The sequence below is a fragment of the bacterium SCSIO 12827 genome (genome assembly GCA_024397995.1).
Classification (GTDB): Bacteria; Pseudomonadota; Alphaproteobacteria; order Rhodospirillales; family Casp-alpha2; genus UBA1479.
The window spans coordinates 2,228,010-2,247,791 of record CP073746.1; the positions used below are offsets into that span (position 1 = coordinate 2,228,010).

Consider the following 19,782-nt stretch of genomic DNA (forward strand, 5'->3'; position numbering starts at 1 on the left):
GGCTGGGTCTCCTATTTCATCGAATTCGGTAGCCAGAGAACGATTTCCGGCACCAGGTATACGAGGTAGAGCATGCCGATCTGGATCAGCAGAAACGGTAACGCGCCGCGCGCAAGCTTCCAAAGGTCGATCTTGGAAATGCCGTGGATGGTAAACAGGTTGACGCCGATCGGCGGCGAGATCTGCGCGATCTCCATGGAGATCGCGGCGAAAATCCCGAACACGATCGGATCCATCCCCAATTGTTCGGCAACGGGGAAGAAGATCGGGATCGAGATCAGCAGCATGGCCGCGCTTTCGAGAAACATCCCGAGAACGATATAGGCCATGATCATCAGGGTAATGGCCCAGATGCCGCTGGCGTTTTCGATGATCGCGGCCGCGATTGCCTGCGGCACCTGTTCGAAGGTCAGGAAGTGCGCGAAGTACTGGCCGAACACGATCAGCATGAACAGCATCGTGGTCGCCCCCGTCGCGACGACGGCGGCGGCCTTCAGGTCGGCGAAGCTGAGCTTTTTCTGCGCGAAGCCGAGCGCGCAGACATAAAGCACCGACAGGGCCCCGACCTCGGTCGGGGTGAACACGCCCGTATAGATCGCGACGATGATGACGATCGGCAGCAGCACCACACCCAGGGACCGCCGGGTGATGGCCATGCGCTCTTCCAGGCTGATCGAATGGGTCACCATGACTCGAGGCCGCGACAGCATGACGTAGAGGGTAAACAGGCTCATCATGATGATGCCCGGCACCACGCCGCCGATGAACAACTGACCGATCGAGGTTTCCGTGATCACGCCGTAAAGGATCAACGGGATCGACGGCGGAATGATGATGCCGAGAGTGCCGCCGCCGGCCACGAAGCCACCGGCCCGGCGTTCGCCGTACCCTTCTTCAAGCAGTAGCGGGATCGCCACAAGACCCACAGTCGCTGCGGTCGCCACAGACGATCCGGAAATCGCGGCGAAGATGCCGCAGGCGGCGATGGTCGCCACCCCCAGGGAATTGGGGATCGACCCCGTCCAAGCTTTGGTGACCTCGAACAGGTCCCGCCCGGCGTCGGTCCGCTGCATGATCGTGCCGGTGAAGATGAACAGCGGCAGGGCGATCAATTCGAAGATCGACGCCCCCTGCCAAGAGATGTTGATGAAGTTCCTGAAGGCAAGGAACGGGTCCTCGACCAGCAGCGCCGCCGCGAAGGCCGCCAGCCCCATAGCGACGAAAACCGGCACCGACAGCACCATCAGGAAAAACAACAGGAAGATCGCGATGAAGCCAACGTGGTCGTAAATGAAATCCATCAGCATCGGTTATTCCCCGATCCCATGGGCGTCGCTGATCGGCGCCTCGCCGGTGGCCATCTGGACAACCGTCTGCAGGACGAGCCCGATCCCGCCGAGCGGCACCGCCAACTGCGGAATCCACAACGGCACCTCCAGCAACGTCGCCGACAGGATGGCGTTGGAGGCCGAATACCAAACGAAGTAGCTGCCTGTTGCGATGATCAGGAAACCGAAAGCCAGCGTCGACAACTGCGCGATCAGGTCGAACATCCGGCGTTTGGACGGAAACATTTCCCGCAGCATGACCACGCGGAAGTGTGATCCGGATTGCACGGCCAGGGCATTGCCACAAAAGCCGAGAAGGATGAATGCGTAAAGCGTGGTTTCGAAAACCCAGATCGTCGGCGCGTTGAAGAATCGCGCAACGGCTTCATAGGTAATCGGAACGCACAGCAGGATCATCAAGGCGATCGAGACGGCGGTCATGCCTCGGCCGATCGTTCGGAATATTCCGATCATCGCGCGGGCCTCTCCTTTGGAGCGGTCGTTGGGGACAGACGAAAGATGCGGGAGACAGGCCGCACAACGCGGCCCGTCTCCTCAAAGCATCAGTTCTTGGCGAGCAGGGCCTGAACTTCCTTGGAGTATTGCTCTTTCGCGGAGGCCGTCAACGGCTCCAGACGCTTGGCAAATTTGTTCCAAAGATCGCTGCCCGGCTCCACTGCCGTCACTTCGTTACCGTTCTTGCGCACGGTATCCAGCAGGCTCGCCAGCTTGTCGATGGCGAACTGCTGCATATGGTCGCGGGCTTCCCCGGCGGCTTCCATGACCGCCTTCTGATTGGCCGGCGACATCTTCTCGAACTTTTCCTTGTTCATGACGTAGGCATGGATAAGCGTGCCCATCACCCCGTTCGGCACGAACATGTTCGACGTGACTTCGAAATGCTTCAGACCGACCGCGCCGCCCAGGCCGCCCATGGCGCCCTTGACCGTGCCACGCTGCAGACCGGAATAGACATCACCCACACCCATGATCGTCGGCGCGGCGCCCAGCGCCTGCAGGACCTGCGCCGAACCCTTCGAATAGGCGCGGATCGGCATGTCCTTGAACGAATCCGGACCTTCGATCTTGAAGTTGGTGCTGACGACGGGCGGGCCGATATCGAACATGGCGATGATCAGGGCCCCTTCCTTGCGCAGCTTGGCGTCGAAGTAATCGAAGATCGGATTGCCGGGCTTCAAATTGTCCCGGGTCCAAGCCATGGACTTGTCCCACAGCGGCGTCGTGAGAATGCCCACATCGGGCACGCGACCGGACCAGTTGTCGAGGGTCGTCAGGGAAATATCGACGGTGCCCTGGGGCACGGCGGTGGCCACGAACTGCTGCTTCACCATCTCGCCGCCGGCGAAGGTCTTCAGACGAATGTCGCCACCGGACTTTTCCTTCAGCAGCTTCTGAAAGTTCGGCACGAACTGCGCCACCTGATAGTGCTTGGGGCTGCCCCAGGACGACAGGGACAGGCGCTCGGCCGCATCGGCACCGGTCGACGTGCCGGACAGAACGATCAGTGCCGCCGCGGCAACACCGGTAATCTTCTTGAACATGGTAGTCCTCCCAATCTCGAGGGCTCGTTGGCCCTCCTTTGCTTCGGCGACGGCAGGTATCTGCGGGCCGGGCCGAAAAATAAGAATATAGCAATTACATCATAGTAATTTAGTATGTCAATGCTGCCTTGTCCCGCCGGTGCTGGCTGGGGAAGATAAACAAGTGATTCGCTGCGGCAGCTGAAGGGGGAATGGATGGCTGGCTTTTCAACGCGCAAGACCGAGGATTTCGTCAAACGCTACTGGTCGGATGAATCGGACCTGCCGAAACACGAAAAGCTGTCCCGCGCCTTCACGGAATCGATCATAGACGGTTTCTGGGCTGCCGGGGCGCGGCTGCCGACGGAGGCGGAACTGGTGCAGACCACCCCCTGCAGCCTGGGGACCGTGCAGCGGGCGCTGCGAAATCTCGCCTATGCCGGGGTCATTCAGCGGCGGCGGGGCAGCGGCAGCGTCGTCTCCGACCTCAGCCGCCCGATCCATGAACCCTGGCACATGCGGTTTCTGAACGTCGAGGGGGCGCCGGGCAGCTTCATGCCCGTCGCCACCCGTGTGCTGCACCGGGACGTCACCGCCGACCACGGCCCCTGGTCCGCCGATCTGGGCCAGACCACGGAAAAAGTCGTGCGGATCGAGCGCGTGATGGTCATCGCCGACCAATTCGACGTCTACAACCTGTTCTATGCCCTGGCCGACCGCTTTCCGGAATTGGTCGATACCCCCTTGGCCGACCTCAACGGCATCAACCTGAAAGACATGATGGCCAGGGGACAGCATCTCGCCGTGCAGCGGGGCCGGCAGTTGATGCGGTTCGAGGATCCGCCCAAGAACATTTCCCTGAAATGCCGCTGGCCCGAGGGAGAACGGGCGTCCGTGCTGAACGTCGTGGGATATTCGATGGATGGTGATGCGATGTACTACCAGGACTATTACATCCCGCCGACGGACTTGACCCTTGACCTCGGCACGCCACAGCGCACCTACGCACAATAGACCGGCGGCGCGTCAGGTCAGGATGCGCCGCGCCGATTTGCTGAGGTAGAGCAGCCAGAACACCTGCGCACCGATGGCGGCGGCCGGAAGCAAAACCCACAGCCAGCCGCCGAGCGCCAGTCCCGCCACGATCAGCCAGAAATCCGCGCGCGCCAATCCGCGAAAAGCGAACACGGCGACATCGCGCCATCCGGCGTCGCCGCCCAGGTCGGACAGACGGGCGACCTGGGTTTCGCCCTCGGGCACGCCGCCAAGCACCAACGGCAAGGCCGCGCTGATCGTGCCGCCGAGGGCGGCCGCGCCCCCCAGCCACATCCACAAGACATCCCCCGCCTCGGCCATCGTGTGATAGCCGACGGCCAGGAAGAAAGCCGCGTGGACAACCCAATCCGTGAAATCATCGAAGGCGGCGCCGAACCGCGACCCCATGCCGCGGAGGCGGGCCAGTTCGCCGTCACAGTAGTCGAACAGGTAATAAAGAAAGAACATCCCCGCACCCAGCACCTGCACGACCGGCGAGCCGAACGCGAAGCAGGCGGCGGCGGCCAGACCGGAGGCCAGGCCCAAGCTGGTCGCCTGATTGGGTGTCATGCCGAATGCGGCCAGGCGCGGCGTCGTTGCCCGCGACAGCATGCGGATCAGGGGGAGTTGCGACATCACCGCGCGGGCGTGCGACGACGGCAGATCATGTTCCGTGGGTGTCATGGCATGTCCTGTGGCGCGGCGGCATTACCGAACCCTGACCGCGCGTGCTCTCTCGTGCCAAAGGCGACGAAAAAGGTCAAGCCTGCCGAACGGCAGCCCCCTGCAATCACATGAACGGGAAATCAGAAGCGGGCGCGGAACGCGGCAAACAGGCTGCGGAATACATTGCGGAACAGATTGCCGGCATGGAAACCTTCGGCCAGACCGCTGTCCAGTTTCTCTGCCAAATCTTCCGGCTTCGCACTGCGCAATTCATCGGCCAACTGGCCGCCGCGAGCAAGGTTCACGGCTTTGTGACCGCCGCCAAGATCAACCGTGGACAGGTCAACCCGATCTTCGACCGTGCGCCCGCCCAAGGATTGCGCCGGATTTTCCATCGCCTGACGCGCCTCGCGCATCAGCTTTTCGCCGAGCGTGGTTGGGCGCGGCAACGCCGCAGCGGAATTGTGAACTTGGCTCACCATGAGTTGAGCATACGCCGGTCGGGGTTAAATTGACACGGGATTCACGTTCCCCAATCATCCTGACAGGCAACCAGGCCAGTCAGGTAATCGGGAACGTATCCATGAAACATCTTATATTCACTGTCCTGGCCCTCGCTGTGACGCTCGTCACCGCAAGTTCCGTCCCGGCCCAAGACAGAAAGCCCGTGGTTGTCGAACTGTTCACGTCGCAGGGCTGCTATTCCTGCCCGCCGGCGGAGGCATACCTGGGTGAACTGGCCGACCGCGCGGACGTCGTCGCCCTGGAATTCCACGTCGATTACTGGGACAGCCTGAATTACATGTGGCACGGCCAGTGGAAGGATCCGTTCTCGGCGCCGGAACACACGCAACGCCAGCGCCTCTATAACGTCGCCATTCGCGGCCAATCGGGCGTCTACACGCCACAAATGATCATCGACGGCCAGCTTGAGGGCGTGGGGTCGCACCGCGGCAAGATCGGCGATCTCATGAACCAAGCAGCAAAGTCAGAGGGCAAATTGACCGTCACCGTCACGGCCCAGGGCGGCCGGTTTCAGGCATTGGTCTCCGAAGGGGCCGCCGGTGTGGCCGACATCATCCTCGTCCGTTTTCAGGACCGCGCCGAAACGATGGTCCAGAAGGGCGAAAACCACGGCAAGGTGCTGATCAGCCGCCATATCGTACGCGAGACCCGAAAACTGGGGTCTTGGCGCGGCGCGCAGACGGCCCTCGACCTGCCCGCCGACGCGGCCCGCGGTGACGGCATGGGCTGCGCGGTCCTGGTTCAAGCCCCGAACCACGGCCCAATCCTGGGTGCCGCCATCTGCCCCAAGGGCCCGTTATCCTAGAACCGCCGGTTCGGCGTGCCTATATGTCGGCGCATGACCGAATATCTTCACCGCACCGCCCTGGCCGCCCCTGCCGCACTTTTGACCGCGCTTTTTCTGTCTGCCTGCGCAACCGCGCCGGAACACAGCCTGACCTTTCAAGACATGCAGGCCCGACAGACGGCGATCCAGGCTGTTCTGGCGGCGGGTGACATCGACACGCCCCGTCCTTGGAACAGCCCCGACGGCGCCACGGGCACGGCCACTCTTGTCGGCCTCCCGGATGCGGAAGGCTGTCGCCAGGTCAAAACAGTGGGCCCTGGCGGTGCGATTACCGATACCTGGTGCCCCACGCCCCATGGATTCTGGGTTCATCCGGATGAACTGTTCTACCGCAACGCGACGGGGCGCGAGACCTATGGCGGCGCCGTGCGCTCGCGGGACGGCGCCGACGGCGTGAAGGCAGTGACCACCCCCGCAGACACCCGGCCCGATCAGATCGACTGCCTGCGTCTGCTGCGCGAGGAACAACGCCTTGCCGACGACGGACGCGAAGGGGCCGCCCGCGCCAAGCGTCGGGCATTCCACGACTGCCTGAAGCGAAGCCGCTAAAGGCTCAGGCCGGCTTCACCTTGGCCGCGTAATCGTCGGCGTCGGCAACATCCCAGCCCAGCACGTCCTTGAGAACCTCCGCCGTCTGCTGACCTAACGTCGGCGGGGCGGTGCGCACGCTGACCGGCGTTTCCGACAGCTTGAGCGGCGAGCCGATGATGCGCTCGCGGCCGATGGTCGCGTGCTCGACCTCGACCACCATATCGCGGGCATGCACTTCCGGCGCTTCCAAAACCTCGTCAACCGTGCGGATGGCGCCCGCGGGCAGGCCCGCCGCATGCAGATCGACCAGCCAATCATCGCGGCCTTTGGTGCGGAACGCGGCTTCCATGATCTCGTAAAGCGCGACGCGGTTTTCGGCCCGTGCCCGGTTGGTCGCAAAACGCGGATCGTCGGCCATGTCCGGATGGCCCAAGGCGGCCGCCAGCTTGCGGAACTGGCGGTCGGCGCCGATCGCCAGCGCCAGCGGATGGTCCGCCGTGTCGAACGGCCGGTAGGGACAGACCGAGGGATGGTCGTTGCCGAGTCTCTGAGGCCGGTCGCCGGTCATCAGATAAGCCGCCCCCTGGTTGGCCAGCAGCGCCACGGCGCTGTCCAACAATGCGATGTCCACATGCTGCCCCTTGCCGGTCCGTTCCCGGTGAAACAGGGCCGCGAGCACGCCCGCAACCGCGTCCTGGCCCGCGACCATGTCGGTCACGGCGGCGCCGACCTTCATGGGCGGCTGGTCGGCGCCGCCGATCAGGGACATCAGACCGCTTTCCGCCTGGATCAGGAAATCGTATCCGGCGCGTTCCGCGGCCGGCCCCGTGCGCCCATAACCGGACACGGCACAATAGATCAGCCCCGGATTATCCACGCGGAGTTGCTCGTACCCCAGGCCGTATTTCTCCATGGCGCCGCGCCGCAGGTTTTCGACCACGATGTCGCTTTTCAATGCCAGATCACGGGCGATGGCCCTGCCCTCTTCCGTTTTCAGGTCGATGATGATGCTCTGCTTGTTGCGGTTGGTAACCTGGAAATAGGCGCTTTCACCGGCCTCGAACGGCGGGCCGAAATGGCGCACGTCGTCGCCTTCCGGGCTTTCCACCTTGATAACCTCGGCCCCCAGGTCGCCCAAGATCATGGCGCACCAGGGCCCGGCGAGAACACGCGAGAAGTCGAGAACGCGGATACCGTCGAGGGGTCCGGCCATAATTCTGTCCTCCCTAGCGCCGCTGGTCGAAGCGGCGGCCGACCAGGGCGGCGGCGATGTTGACCTTTTGAATATCGATGGCGCCGCCGGCAATGCCCCAGCCCCAGCCGTCTCGCATGCGGCGTTCCATATCGAATTCCTTGGAATAACCGTAGGCACCCATGACCTGCATGGCCGCCCCGGTGACGTCGCGCACCATCTCGTTGGCAAAGCATTTGGCGAGGGAAGAATCGAGGATCGACGGCAGGCCATCGGCGGCGTTCTGCGCCGCCCGCCAGATCAGCAAGCGCGAGGCCTCGCAGCGCAGGGCCATTTCCGCCAGCTTCATCTGCACTGCCTGGAACTCGACCAGCGGCTTGCCGAACTGCTTGCGCTCCTGAACATAGGCGAGCGCCTCGTCCAGTGCCGACTGAGCGATGCCCAGGCACATCGTGGCATTGCCGCAGCGTTCCAGATCAAAGGCCTCCATCAACTGCTTAAAGCCGCCGGCGGGGACGATCAGGTTTGCTTCCGGAACCTCGACGTTGTCGAAGAAGATGTCGGCCGACGGCACGCCGCGGAACCCCATAAGCCGTTCGCGTGCACCGAAGCTAAGCCCTTTGGCGTCCTTTTCCACCAACACCGCGCCGATACCCTTGGCGCCGGGGGCGTCGGACAGCTTGCAGTAGACCACGTAGGCATCGGCATGGCCGCCGCCTGAACACCAGCGCTTCTGACCGTTGAGGACGATCTTTCCACCCTTGATCTCGGCCCGGGTCTTCAGATCGGTCAAGGCCGACCCGGCCTCGGGCTCGGACATGGCCACGGCGACGACCATCTCGCCAGCACAGACCTTGGGCACGATCTGCTTGGCGAGGTCCGCCTGAGCGAAGTGCTCGACCGCGCGCACCGGGCCGACGGAGCTTTCGAAGATGGGAAAGGCGACGGCGGGCGAGACCTTGGCGAATTCCTCCAGCACGATCAGGGCTTCGAGATTACCAAGGCCCAGCCCCCCCAGGTCTTCCGACACGTTGACGCCGAGAAAACCCATTTCCGCGTAGCGCTTGATCCATTCGGCGGGCAGCGCCTTGTCTTCCTGTTCAAGGGTGCGGGCGACTTCGCGCATTTCGCCCTGGGCAAAGGCGCGGGCGGCTTCCTGCAGCTGGCGCTGGTCGTCGGTCAGTCGAAAATCCACGGTACATATCTCCTTTGCCGGTTGACCCTGGGAGCCCGTCACATGGCCGGACCGAATGGGCACGGCAAAGTGCACAGCGCCAAGCCGGAAGTAAATGAAACTTCATTTCATTTGATGAAACACCCGACACGGACACCGTCGGACCCGAAACGCCAAGGTGAATGCGGGATGCTGAAAACGAAAGAGCCCCCCCGGGATGTCCCGGGGGAGCTCAGCCGTGCCTTCAGAACGTCTCCAAGGGTTTAGACAAGACCGCCCCGTGGGACGGTGATTTGCCACCCCCCCCAAACACTGGGGGAGCAAGAGTGTCAGGCAACATCGTTGACGACATTGCCCCTGGCGCCACCGGCATTGCTGCCGGCGTCGGTAGGCGTGTTCGCGGAGTCTTTTCCGCGGTCTTCACCAGAGGAGTTGCTGTCCTGAGACGGCTGAGTGGCCGCCGAAGGAGAGGTCGATTCTTCGAGTGATTGCCGTTCCTCAGAACGGAAACCACTCTCGACAGCTTCCTCGACCTCTTGTCGAGTTTGTTGAAGCAGATTCTCGGTACTTTGAGAAACCTGTTTCGCAAGCGTCAAAGGAAATGACGCGAGATTTGAAGCTTGATCAATCATAGCGTTTCTCCGCTCTGAATTGCGACGTTCTGTCAGCACCTAAAATATGGCACAAGAAAAGGCAAAAATAAATACTATAGAGGAATCGGGGATGCTCACCCCATTACCCCTTGAAAGCACAAGGTTAATAGACCAAGGGCCGCGCTGACAAAGGGCTGCGGAAAGGTTCCGTCCCACCAAAAACGTGCGGAATCAGGAACTGAAGGGTACCGGCGCCACCTTAGGGCACGGCCTCAGGCGGATGCCTTCGCGCGGTAGCCCAACACTCTTTCGGCGAAATCCGGATAGGTTCCGGCGACCTCGCGGCCGATTTTTGCGCGCAGGATGTCCAGCCGCTCAGGTTCCGGTTCCGGCGTGGTCGGCACGCTATCGGGCACGTCGAAATCGAAGCCCGTGTTATCACGGACTTCCTCGACGCTATGCCCCGGATGAACGCTTTCCAGACGGAACCGCCCCCGCACCCGGTCGAACGACATGACGCAAAGTTCCGTGACCAGGGCATGCGGCCCGCCGGGGCGGTGCACGTCGGGCGGGCTGATGCCCGGCGCGCTGATGAAATCGACCTTGTCGACGAACACCCGGCGCGAGTGTTCCGGGCGGAACAGAATGACACGCGGTACGGTGAAGTACATGTAGGCCGACCCGAACGACCCCGGGAACCGACGGTCGAGTGACGGATAGGCGCCGGTACCGACCAGATTCAAGTTGGCCTGGCCGTCGATCTGCACCCCACCTAAGAAGAACACGTCGATGCGCCCCTGCCCGGCCGCGTCGAACAGTTCACGCCCCCCGTCCGTGAACGGGTTGTTGGTGATGCCGTGGATCAGCGACACGCGGAAGGCGCCGCCGGTCAATTCGCGCTGCAACAGGGCGGCGGCGCCGGGAATGGGCGAGGCCGCGCCGATGGCGCCGTTGCCGCGTTCCGGCAGCAGGCGGGTGATGACGGAAATCAGGAATTCTTCTGAGGAATAGGCTTCGCTCACGACGCTGCCTCCGCCTGATGCCCTAGAACCTCGCGCTTGAGATAGGCGTCGAAACCTTCTTGGCTGCGCGCTTCCTTGGCATAGGCACGGATATGGTCCATGTCGATGGGGTAGCATCCGGCGAGTCCCAGGGGCTTCGCCCCTTCCCTCACCTGGGCGGTGGCGCTGATGTACATGGCGGGAATGGTGCCCGCCGCCAGCACGGGATCTGCGGTCAGGTCACCGTCGTGAATGTCCTCATACGTCGCCAAGGTCGTCTTGGCCGCATGAGCGATGGTGAACAACTCATGGCGCTTGCCGACCCAGACGTTACCGTACTTGTCGGCCAGCGGCGCATGAACCAACGCCACGTCGGGCTTGATCGCCGGCAGCAGCAGAATCTTGCCGTTCCCCGCGCCCATGGGGTCGTCAACCACCTTCCAGTCGTCGCGGTATTTGACGATGTCGGAGCCGATGATGCCGCCCAAGGGCATGAACGGCACGCCCTTTTCCGAAGCCTGCAGGGCCGTGTGGATGGCCGGACAGGTGCTGTCCCGCATTTTCAGGCTGCCGTCCTGCACCGCGCGGGTGAAACTGGGCGCCAAACCCGCCTCGCCCAGGCTGACCGCGGCCGCTTCCATCAGCCGGACGCAGCCGGCACCAATCAGCAGGTCCGCCGCCATGCCCGAAATCGGCACCGCCAGCACATGCAAGTCCTTGATCCCGCGGCGGATCAACGCACGGATCAGCGCCATGGGAACGAAGCTGTAATCAGGCGGCAAAGCCAATAGTGCCCCGTCAGGCACCTGTTCGGCGAGAGCGTCAACGTCAGGGATGGTCATGGCGGGCTGTCCGTCGGTGGATGAAGGACGCACAGGGTGTCACAGGGCCTTGGGTACGGTCAATTGCCCGCTATTTCAAAGGCCTGGCCTGTCAGGCAACCGTCACCGGTTGTCCCGCCTTTTTCCAGGCCTTCAGCCCACCGGCCAGCACCGCCACCTTGGTCAGGCCGTTCTTGCGCAGGATGCGGGCCGCGCGGGCCGACAACTGGTCGGTCTTGCACACCACCAGCACCGGGGTTTCGGCATATTCGGCAAGATCGGCCTTGATCTGCTTGATACGGCCCATGAGATCGATCAACGGCAGGTTCAGGGCGTCCTTGATATGCCCGTCCTTGCCGGTGAACTGGCTGGGAGAGCGCACATCGATGACCAACGTGTCCGGGTCTTGGTCAAGTTGCGCCTTGGCCGCATCCGGTTTCACGTAAGGCACACCCGCCATCCAGCGTGGCAACTGGCGGCCGATATAAAAGGCGATGACGATGAGCACAATGCTCATCATCGTGCGTTCGTCGATCTGAATGTTTGAAAAGTCCATGGGGATAATTTCTACGGGCTCGTGGCGGGCGGATCAATCGATAACGTCGTCTTCCCTGACCATGTCGCTGGGCAGTCCCACCGCGCCCCGCTTGTCGGCGCCGGACAGATTTGCACCGCGCAGGTCCGCATTCGTCAGGTCCGCATCCAGCAAGCTGGCGCCACGCAGGTCGGCATCGCGCAGATCGGCGCCACGTAGGTCGGCCGATTCCAGATCCGCGTTGCGCAGGTCGGCGCCGTTCATCTGGGCGTCACGCAAGATCGCGTGGTCCAGGTTGGCGCGTACCTTTCCACCCTGGGCCTTGGTCGAAATGACGATCTCGCCCAACAGCGCACCGACCATATTGGCCCCGGCCAGGTTGGCGCGGCTCAGCTTGGCGCCGCGCAGGTCGGAGCGCGCCAGATTGGCCTTGCGCAGGTCGGCAAAGGACAGATCGGCCATCAACAACTCAGACCGAGAGAAATCCGTGCGCTGTAAAATCGCGAAGGAAAAATCCGATGCCGCGAGATTGACCCCGGACAGGTCCTTGTCCGTCAGGTCTGTCTTGGAAAACACCGCCCGCTGCCCTTCGGAGCCGTTGGAATCAACCCAGCGCGCATGCATCAGGATGGCTTCCTGCAGGCTGACGTCCATGTCCTCGATGCGCTTGGCCAGATAGGCGACATCCAGATTGACCTTGGTCAGATCCATGTTGTCGAAGATCGCCCCGACAAGGTCGGCCCCCGACAGATCGGCATTGGACAGGTTGGTGTTGTTGAACACAGCACCATGAAAGATCGCACCGGACAGGTTGGCGTCGGTGAAATCGGCGCCCTCCAGGTCGCAGCCGGTCAGGTTCGACAGCGACAGGTTGGTGCGGATGAATTTGGCGTGACGCAGGATGCAGTCCGTCATGTCGGTCTGCACGATCATGGAATCGGAAACCTTGGCCCCGGTCATGTTGGCGCCGCGCAGATTGGCCTTTTCCAGGCCGCCGGTGGCGTCCTCGTGAACGACCTGGATCAGATCGCCGCCGCCTTTCTGCGGCTTCAACAGGATGCCGTCGCGCATGTCGGCATCGACCAGCGACGCCCCCTCAAGGTTCGAGCCGGCCAGACAGGCGCCCCGGATATCCGCCTTGTCCAGCACCGTGCGTTTCAGGTTGGTGAAGCGCATGTCGGCGGCAAACAGAACCGCACCTTCCAGATTGGTGTCAGACAGATCGCAATGGCAAAACAGGGTCCCCGCGCATTCGATGCGCGCCAGGTTGCGCCGCGACAGATCGAGGTAGCTTAGATCGTGCATGGACAGCGTCGCCCGCTCGCCGCCGGTCCGGCCGTTGGCGAACAGCATGTGCTTGTCGAGAATCACGTCGAGTTCCTGCTGCGACAGCTTCTTCCACGTGTGGTCGCCGAAATCCCGCGTCTTCTGCAACGACATAGATATCCTACTCCCTTGGTCCGGCGCGGCAGCCCGTGCCTCCCCGGCCCGGGACTATAAAAAACCCATGATAAACGAAGGGTAAACGTCCGTCATGACCGGTAACATTGGCACATCGCCAAGATTGCTCCTACCGCCTTTTACGTCTATCTAAGGGCCATGACGACATCCCCCGCAAATAACGCTCCGGTCCATGTGATCGGCGGCGGACTGGCCGGCTCGGAAGCCGCCTGGCAGCTTGCCCGCGCCGGCGTGCCCGTGGTCCTCCATGAAATGCGCCCCGACCGCGCGACGGACGCCCACAAGACCCAGGACCTGGCCGAACTGGTGTGCTCCAATTCATTCCGCTCCGACGACCATGAGACCAATGCGGTCGGTCTGCTGCACGAAGAAATGCGGCGGCTGGGCTCGCTCATCATCGCAATGGCGGACCGCCACCGCGTGCCGGCGGGCGCGGCGCTGGCCGTCGACCGCGACGGCTTTGCCGCCGCCGTGACCCAGGCCTTGGAGGCCGAGCCCCTGGTCACCATCGAGCGTGGTGAGATCGACGGCCTGCCGCCCGAGGACTGGGCGAGCGTCATCATCGCCACCGGCCCCCTCACCTCGCCCGGCCTGTCACAGGCGATCTGCGACCTGACGGGCCAGGATCAGTTGGCCTTCTTCGACGCCATCGCCCCCATCGTGCACAAAGACTCCATCGACTTCGACATCGCCTGGTTCCAAAGCCGCTACGATAAGGGCGATGGCAAGGACTACATCAACCTGCCGATGGATCGCGATCAGTACGATGCCTTCATTGCGGCCCTGTTGGACGCCGAAAAGCACGAGTTCAAGGAATGGGAAAAGGACACGCCTTATTTCGAGGGCTGCCTGCCCATCGAGGTGATGGCCGAACGGGGGCCCAAGACCCTGTCCTTCGGCCCCATGAAGCCCGTCGGCCTGACCAACCCCAATGCGCCGGACACGCGCCTTGCCGCCGTGGTCCAGTTGCGCCAGGACAATGCCCTGGGCACCCTCTACAACATGGTCGGATTCCAGACCAAGCTGACTTACGGCGAACAAATCCGCGTGTTCCGCACCATTCCGGGGCTGGCAAACGCCGAATTCGCGCGTTTGGGCGGCATTCACCGCAATACCTTCATCAACTCGCCCCGGCTGCTGGACCCGGCGCTCCGCCTGAAGACGCAGCCGCGCCTGCGCTTCGCCGGGCAGATCACGGGTTGCGAGGGCTATGTGGAAAGTGCCGGCATCGGCCTGCTGGCCGGGCGCTTCGCCGCCGCCGACCATCAGGGGGCCGCCCCTGCCCTGCCGCCGGCCACAACCTCCATCGGCGCGTTGCTGAACCACATCACCGTCGGTGCCGAGGCCGATACATTCCAGCCCATGAACGCCAACTTCGGCCTGTTCCCGCCGCTGGACACCGACGATCTGCCGAAAAAGCAGCGCCCGCGCGGCCGCGACCGCAAGATCAAGCTGTCGGAACGGGCACTCGCCGACCTTGACGCCTGGATCAGCGGCGCCAAGGCAGCAGCCGAGTAAGCCCTCTGGCCTTTTTCCGATCCTTCGGTTCAAACATCGCCAAGTCCGCCGTGACCCGCGCCATGACGCCCGGCCAATCGCCGAAGGTATCCTGTCGATACAGCCGCATGGTCGGATACCAGGGACTGTCGTCACGGCCGAGCATCCAGCGCCAGTCAGGAACCTTGGGCAGCATCACCCAGACCGGCTTCGCCAGCGCCCCCGCCAGATGGGCGACGGAGGTATCGGCCGAGATCACCAGGTCGAGACAGGCGATGGCCGCCGCCGTGTCGGCGAAATCGTTCAGCATGGGGGTAAGATCGACCGTTCCTTCGGGCGGATTGCGAAAAGCCCCCGGCGTATCGTCCCGGACCTTCTGCAGACTGTAGAGCGTCACGCCCGACACCCGCGCCAGACCCCCGAACAGGGCCGGATCAATGGCCCGCTTCCAATCGCCGCCGTTGGTCGGGCTGCCGGTCCAGGCGATGCCGATATGCAGTCCCCCGCCGCGCCCGATCCGCGGGCGCAGGCGCGCGATATCCTCCTGCGCCGCGCGCAGGTAAGGCACGTCACGGGGCAAAGCATCGACGCCCGCGCCGAACAACCGCATGGCGGACACGGCCGGGACGTACAGGTCGAACGAATCCCGGGCGATCTTCTCGCCGCAGACCTCGGGCGCGCCGGGAAGCGTTTCCATCAGGCGCCGGATTTCCGGCTTGCAGGGCATGACCACGCGGGCACATCGCGCCGCGATCAGCGGCACATAGCGGGCGAACTGGATGGCGTCGCCGAACCCCTGTTCGCCGTAAAACAGAATGCGCTTATCCGGTTGGGGCGTGCCGTCCCAGTAAGGCTGCGCCACATCAGGCAGCGCGATCTGCCCGGCCCGCCAACGCCACTCGTAATCCTCGATCCCGGCGGCAGGACCGCCCAGTGTCATGCGGATCATGCCTTGGGACATTCTGGCGTCGGCATACTGCGCCCCGCCCTCGTCCAGCTTTGACAGTTGCGCCCCGTAGGCGGCGTCGGCCTCTTCCAGGCGGCCGGCTTCCCACAGCGTCTTGGCGCGGGCCAAAGCCGCCCCGGGCGCCGCCGGGCTCAAGGCGACGGCCCGATCGTGCGCATCCAGGGCCACATCAAAATTGCCGCGCCTGCGGGCCACCACCGCCAATGAGTTCCAGGCCCGGGCATCGTCCGGCCGGGCCTGGGTCAGGGCCCGCGCCGCGTCGGCCGCCCCGGCCCAGTCCCGGTCCCGATAGGCCGCGGCAAAGACAGCGGTAAGATCATCATCACCTGCCATGGGTTGGCGTTTCGGTTTGATGTCGAACACCCGGCCCGGCTTAGCAGGCTGCGGGCGGAGACCGGCAAGGGCGGCCTGGATAGCGGCATCATCAGGAACCAGCACCAACCCGTTCTCAAGATGGCGGACCGCGTCCGCCTTCAGGCCGCAGTCCAGGTAGAACTGCGCACGCTCCAGAATCCGCCGAACCTCTTCCGCTTGGCTGCCCTCGTTCATGCCCCTGCCCCGAACCCGATCCAGCGACCTAGAATTTCCCGCCGATGCGGGCCATCAGCAAGACCAACGGGCGCAGACCGTCCACCCGCATCACCGATCCAGCAAATGGATCGAACCCGGCCTGCGTCAGGCGTTTCAAGTCGCGGGCCGCCAGACGTGCCGGCAACAGCGCCGGCAGGGCCCGACGCGGCACCCGATGACGGCGCGCGGATGCCAAGGCATCCCTGGCCCGCGCCGCGACGCGGGCGACGACGTCGGAAAGTGCGTTCTCCTGCCCCGTGGGGCCACGGTCACGCAAACGGTCCAGATCCAATCCCGCCGTGCGGCACAGGTCGCCGGGCAGGCGCACCACCCCGGCCCGTAGGTGAAAGGGCACGGCCCGCAGAATACCGGTCAGGGCCTGGGCCATGGCGACGTCCGCCGCCGCCGCCGCGGCAGGACCGCTGTCCTGCCCCAATACGCGCAGGGCCAGGGACACCACCGGGGCGGCCGTCCGCTGGGCGAAATCTTCAAGCGCCGCCAGATCCGCCGGTGCCGCGCCCGCAAGATCATCCTCGCGGGCGGCGATCAGGTCTTCCAGCGCGTCCCGGGGCACGGCGAAGCGGGCGACGGCCCAGGCAAGCGGTTCGGCCACGGGGTGCTTGGGCGGCGTGCCCGCATAGATGTCGTCCAGACGGTCGCGCCACCACTGCAGGCGCATGCGCCCGATCAGTTCCTCGGATACGGTTTCCCGCACACGGGCAATTTCCAGGTTGAAACCGTAGAGCGCGATCAGGCCTTCGCGGGCTTCCGGCGGCGCCAAAAGAGCCGTCAGATAACGGTCGCGGTCGTCGCGGCGCAGGTCCGCCATGACCGGCGCCAGGGCCTCCGGGGTGGGGATTCCGGTCGATGATTCGGCGTTATTTGCCATGATGAACGTGAATTTCTCCCGTTTCCGGGCGTTGTGGGATGGGCCGCGCAAGGCGCGGTGGGCCTTGATATATGCCTCTAATCGGAATTGAGAACGAGGAATATCATTGATGGAACCCTGTCAGGCTTTATATTCCGTGACATGCGGGCGGGTTTATTGGGGCTTTCAGCCCGACCGCCGGGTTTATTGGGGTTAATAGACAAACAAGTCGAAGGAGGGATCGGACAATGGCCGCTATCCTGTCAAGCTTACGAAACACGGTGATCGCCGGTTTCATTCTCACCATTCTCATGGTTCTTGCCGTCGCCGGTGTCACCGGCGAAGGTCAACCGGGCGGACATGCCTGGTTCGCGTTCCTGTTCCGCTGGCTGCACGTGCTGTCCGGCGTCATGTGGATCGGCCTGCTGTGGTATTTCAACTTCGTCCAGATCCCGAACATGGGCAAAATTCCGGACGAACAGAAACCGGCCATCGGCAAGGTCATCGCACCGGCGGCCCTGTTCTGGTTCCGCTGGGGCGCCATGGCGACCATCGTCACCGGCCTGATCCTGGCCGGCATGAATGGCTACCTGGTTGATGCCATGACCCTGGGTCTGCAGGGTGGGGTCGCCAAGTCGACCGCCATCGGCATCGGCATGTGGCTCGGCATCATCATGTGGTTCAACGTGTGGTTCGTGATCTGGCCGAACCAGAAGAAGGCCCTGGGCATCGTCGATGCCACGGCCGACGAAAAGGCCGCGGCGGGTCGCACGGCCATGCTGTTCTCGCGCACAAACACGCTGCTTTCGATCCCCATGCTCTACGCCATGGTGTCGGCGCAGAACGTGTTCTAAGCCGATAATAGAATACCGACGTGAAGCGGGGCTGCCATTGGCGGCCCCGTTTTCGTTTGGTCTGAGCCGTCTGAAATTGACCCGAAACGGACATCCGTTTGTTTTGTTGGGCTAGTTGTTATGATGCTAACCCAATGATAGGGGGTGGACGTGTTTTACGCTTTATCACTTTGGGTCACGCGCCTTTATCGACAGTACGAAAAGTGGCTGCGTACAAAAAGCTATCGCGTCTATTTTTTGCTGGGCGCTTACATAGTGTCAGGGATATTCCTCGTCGAGACAGTGGCAAGGTCAAATAGCGATTCCCAGCGACTGCTTAATTTCGTCGCAGTGGCAATCAGCTTGGCGACTTTTCCATTTATCTTCGCAACCCTTTTGATCGCTAGGACGATGCTGAAAGAGTGGAGCGAAGCGGTTAAGCGGCTGCCCCGGAAGTAAGTCCGCTGTTGGCTCAAAGCTGACCACCCGCCATCCCATCACCCGGACGCACGAAATCGCTCCGCACCCGGGGGGTGCGGCCGCGATCAACAAACAAGAACGTTTGCCGGTTAGGCCGTCAGGTTGGCTCCGCCGAAAGCGCCCAGCGTATAGGACGCCGTCTGCACGCCGGCACTGCGGTGGCGGCCGATGGAATCGGCGATGTCGTCGAACACCAGGGCGACGAATTCCTTGCGGCCTTCACGCAATTCTTCAGCGGAGAACGCGGGAATGTCCCGCCCCTCGCCAAGAATGGCGTTCAATGCCGCCGTTACCGCCGGGTCTTCGACCACCTCTTCGTCCGGCACCGCGTCCGCCACGCCTTCAAGCTGGGCACGGGCGTCGGCAAGCGATGCCTCGGCTTCGGCCAGGGTGGAGTCCAAGGTCTTCAGCCCTTCCGTGTCACCGGCGGCGGTCAGCTCGCTTTTGCGGGCCGCCAACACGCGGTCAAGGAAGGGAGCTGCGACCTTGAGGTCGGACAGCAGGGCTTCGAGCGCGGCGCCAGAGGCCGGAGGGTTGTCCTCAGCCTCGGAAAATGCCTTGCTCAGGCTGGCGAACACCGTCTTGAGCGCCTCCGCCGCCGAAACCTCCTTTGTCTCCCCACCGGAAATCGCGCTGGGCAGGTTGAAGGTTGCGGACGCACCCTTGGCGTCGCCGGCTTTGGTATCATCGCCGGGCGCAGCCGATTTATCGGTGCTTTTCGAGGGAGGAACAGGACGGTTTGCGAGCTGGGAGGCCACGCCCCCCACTTTGGTTACGTCTGTCATCTTCTTTGCACGGCCCCGTAATGGAGCGGTCCTTCTGGATCGTTTTCCCGTTCTGGGAGTCGGAATATCCTTCTGGAAGGCCTTTATTATACAGAAACCGGTATATAAAGGAAAGCCGTCCTGATGCCCGTCAATCGACGGCCAAAATGGCCGCCGCGGCGCGGCGATCCTCGCCCAGAAGAACATTGAAGGTGCGGCAGGCCGCCCCCGTATCCATCCATTCCACGGCGATGCCGAGCGCGCGCAGATCCTGGCGCAGGCCCTTGGGCGGCGCCAAAAATGCCGCACCACAGCCGATGATGAGAATTTCCGCATGGGGCTCGGGGGCATCCGGCCCGGTCATGGCCAGATGCAAGGCGTCGACGTCCAGGTCGGCGATGGTGCGCGCGTCCCACGCCACACAGCGGTCGGGCCAGATCAGGATAGAGGTATCGAAGGCTTCGCCGGCGACCCGGAACCGCCCGTCTCCGTAGGCCTGGATGATCTTCCGGCCGGCGGGAACCAGGGGCGTGACGTCAAGTCCGGGCATGGA

21 protein-coding genes are annotated in these 19,782 nt (G+C 63.3%); 5 read left to right on the forward strand and 16 right to left on the reverse strand.

All coding sequences use genetic code 11. The annotated features are described in order from the left end of the window. Positions 1–11: 11 nt before the first annotated feature. From KFF05_10430 to dctP, 3 genes are all read right to left on the reverse strand, one after another. Positions 12–1,301: a TRAP transporter large permease gene (locus KFF05_10430; GenBank protein ID UTW53674.1), complete on the reverse strand. Its 1,290-nt coding sequence runs from the start codon at positions 1,299–1,301 to the stop codon at positions 12–14. Between the two features lie 9 nt (positions 1,302–1,310). Then, positions 1,311–1,802: a TRAP transporter small permease gene (locus tag KFF05_10435; GenBank protein UTW50382.1), complete on the reverse strand. Its 492-nt coding sequence runs from the start codon at positions 1,800–1,802 to the stop codon at positions 1,311–1,313. An 89-nt stretch (positions 1,803–1,891) separates the two neighbouring features. Then, positions 1,892–2,890, reverse strand: coding sequence for a TRAP transporter substrate-binding protein DctP (dctP, locus tag KFF05_10440; GenBank protein ID UTW50383.1), 999 nt, complete (start codon positions 2,888–2,890; stop codon positions 1,892–1,894). 195 nt (positions 2,891–3,085) lie between these two features. Here dctP and KFF05_10445 point away from each other — a divergent pair, with 195 nt between their 5' ends. Continuing rightward, positions 3,086–3,883, forward strand: coding sequence for a GntR family transcriptional regulator (locus tag KFF05_10445; GenBank protein ID UTW50384.1), 798 nt, complete (start codon positions 3,086–3,088; stop codon positions 3,881–3,883). Positions 3,884–3,895: 12 nt separating this feature from the next. On the opposite strand, the gene KFF05_10450 is transcribed toward KFF05_10445, so the two are convergent. Further along, positions 3,896–4,588, reverse strand: coding sequence for a CDP-alcohol phosphatidyltransferase family protein (locus KFF05_10450; protein UTW50385.1), 693 nt, complete (start codon positions 4,586–4,588; stop codon positions 3,896–3,898). Between the two features lie 122 nt (positions 4,589–4,710). Continuing rightward, complete coding sequence (locus KFF05_10455) at positions 4,711–5,052, reverse strand: hypothetical protein (GenBank protein ID UTW50386.1); 342 nt, start codon at positions 5,050–5,052, stop codon at positions 4,711–4,713. A gap of 101 nt (positions 5,053–5,153) precedes the next feature. Here KFF05_10455 and KFF05_10460 point away from each other — a divergent pair, with 101 nt between their 5' ends. Then, complete coding sequence (locus KFF05_10460) at positions 5,154–5,900, forward strand: DUF1223 domain-containing protein (GenBank protein ID UTW50387.1); 747 nt, start codon at positions 5,154–5,156, stop codon at positions 5,898–5,900. Positions 5,901–5,933: 33 nt separating this feature from the next. Next, a complete protein-coding gene (locus KFF05_10465; protein UTW50388.1) occupies positions 5,934–6,491 on the forward strand; it encodes a hypothetical protein in 558 nt (185 codons plus the stop codon). A 4-nt stretch (positions 6,492–6,495) separates the two neighbouring features. Here KFF05_10465 and KFF05_10470 read toward each other — a convergent pair whose 3' ends face one another. From KFF05_10470 to KFF05_10500, 7 genes are all read right to left on the reverse strand, one after another. Continuing rightward, positions 6,496–7,686 carry a CoA transferase gene (locus KFF05_10470; GenBank protein ID UTW50389.1) on the reverse strand — a complete coding sequence of 397 codons (1,191 nt, stop codon included), beginning with the start codon at positions 7,684–7,686 and terminating at the stop codon, positions 6,496–6,498. A gap of 13 nt (positions 7,687–7,699) precedes the next feature. Then, positions 7,700–8,860 carry an acyl-CoA dehydrogenase family protein gene (locus KFF05_10475; GenBank protein ID UTW50390.1) on the reverse strand — a complete coding sequence of 387 codons (1,161 nt, stop codon included), beginning with the start codon at positions 8,858–8,860 and terminating at the stop codon, positions 7,700–7,702. A 308-nt stretch (positions 8,861–9,168) separates the two neighbouring features. Continuing rightward, positions 9,169–9,471: a hypothetical protein gene (locus KFF05_10480; protein UTW50391.1), complete on the reverse strand. Its 303-nt coding sequence runs from the start codon at positions 9,469–9,471 to the stop codon at positions 9,169–9,171. Between the two features lie 233 nt (positions 9,472–9,704). Beyond that, a complete protein-coding gene (locus KFF05_10485) occupies positions 9,705–10,454 on the reverse strand; it encodes a CoA synthetase (protein ID UTW53792.1) in 750 nt (249 codons plus the stop codon). Beyond that, positions 10,451–11,275 carry a CoA synthetase gene (locus KFF05_10490; GenBank protein UTW50392.1) on the reverse strand — a complete coding sequence of 275 codons (825 nt, stop codon included), beginning with the start codon at positions 11,273–11,275 and terminating at the stop codon, positions 10,451–10,453. The genes KFF05_10485 and KFF05_10490 overlap by 4 nt, the downstream gene beginning before the upstream one ends. Before the next feature lie 91 nt (positions 11,276–11,366). Then, on the reverse strand, positions 11,367–11,810 hold the full coding sequence (locus tag KFF05_10495; GenBank protein ID UTW50393.1) for a rhodanese-like domain-containing protein: 444 nt from the start codon (positions 11,808–11,810) through the stop codon (positions 11,367–11,369). A gap of 33 nt (positions 11,811–11,843) precedes the next feature. Continuing rightward, a complete protein-coding gene (locus KFF05_10500; GenBank protein UTW50394.1) occupies positions 11,844–13,229 on the reverse strand; it encodes a pentapeptide repeat-containing protein in 1,386 nt (461 codons plus the stop codon). A 159-nt stretch (positions 13,230–13,388) separates the two neighbouring features. On the opposite strand from KFF05_10500, the gene trmFO reads away from it, so the two are divergent. Beyond that, entirely contained in the window at positions 13,389–14,768 is a 1,380-nt protein-coding gene (trmFO, locus tag KFF05_10505; protein ID UTW50395.1) for a methylenetetrahydrofolate--tRNA-(uracil(54)-C(5))-methyltransferase (FADH(2)-oxidizing) TrmFO, read from the forward strand. Here the strand turns inward: trmFO and KFF05_10510 are convergent. Continuing rightward, positions 14,740–16,263 carry a hypothetical protein gene (locus KFF05_10510; protein UTW50396.1) on the reverse strand — a complete coding sequence of 508 codons (1,524 nt, stop codon included), beginning with the start codon at positions 16,261–16,263 and terminating at the stop codon, positions 14,740–14,742. The two genes, trmFO and KFF05_10510, sit on opposite strands and share 29 nt — an antisense overlap. Before the next feature lie 28 nt (positions 16,264–16,291). Continuing rightward, positions 16,292–17,173, reverse strand: a complete 882-nt coding sequence (locus tag KFF05_10515) for a squalene/phytoene synthase family protein (GenBank protein UTW50397.1) — start codon at positions 17,171–17,173, stop codon at positions 16,292–16,294. A 227-nt stretch (positions 17,174–17,400) separates the two neighbouring features. Between KFF05_10515 and KFF05_10520 the strand changes: the two genes are divergently transcribed. Beyond that, positions 17,401–18,006 carry a urate hydroxylase PuuD gene (locus KFF05_10520; GenBank protein UTW50398.1) on the forward strand — a complete coding sequence of 202 codons (606 nt, stop codon included), beginning with the start codon at positions 17,401–17,403 and terminating at the stop codon, positions 18,004–18,006. 548 nt (positions 18,007–18,554) lie between these two features. Here the strand turns inward: KFF05_10520 and KFF05_10525 are convergent. Then, complete coding sequence (locus KFF05_10525; GenBank protein UTW50399.1) at positions 18,555–19,223, reverse strand: hypothetical protein; 669 nt, start codon at positions 19,221–19,223, stop codon at positions 18,555–18,557. A gap of 157 nt (positions 19,224–19,380) precedes the next feature. After that, positions 19,381–19,779, reverse strand: coding sequence for an Mth938-like domain-containing protein (locus KFF05_10530; GenBank protein UTW50400.1), 399 nt, complete (start codon positions 19,777–19,779; stop codon positions 19,381–19,383). Positions 19,780–19,782: the final 3 nt, after the last annotated feature.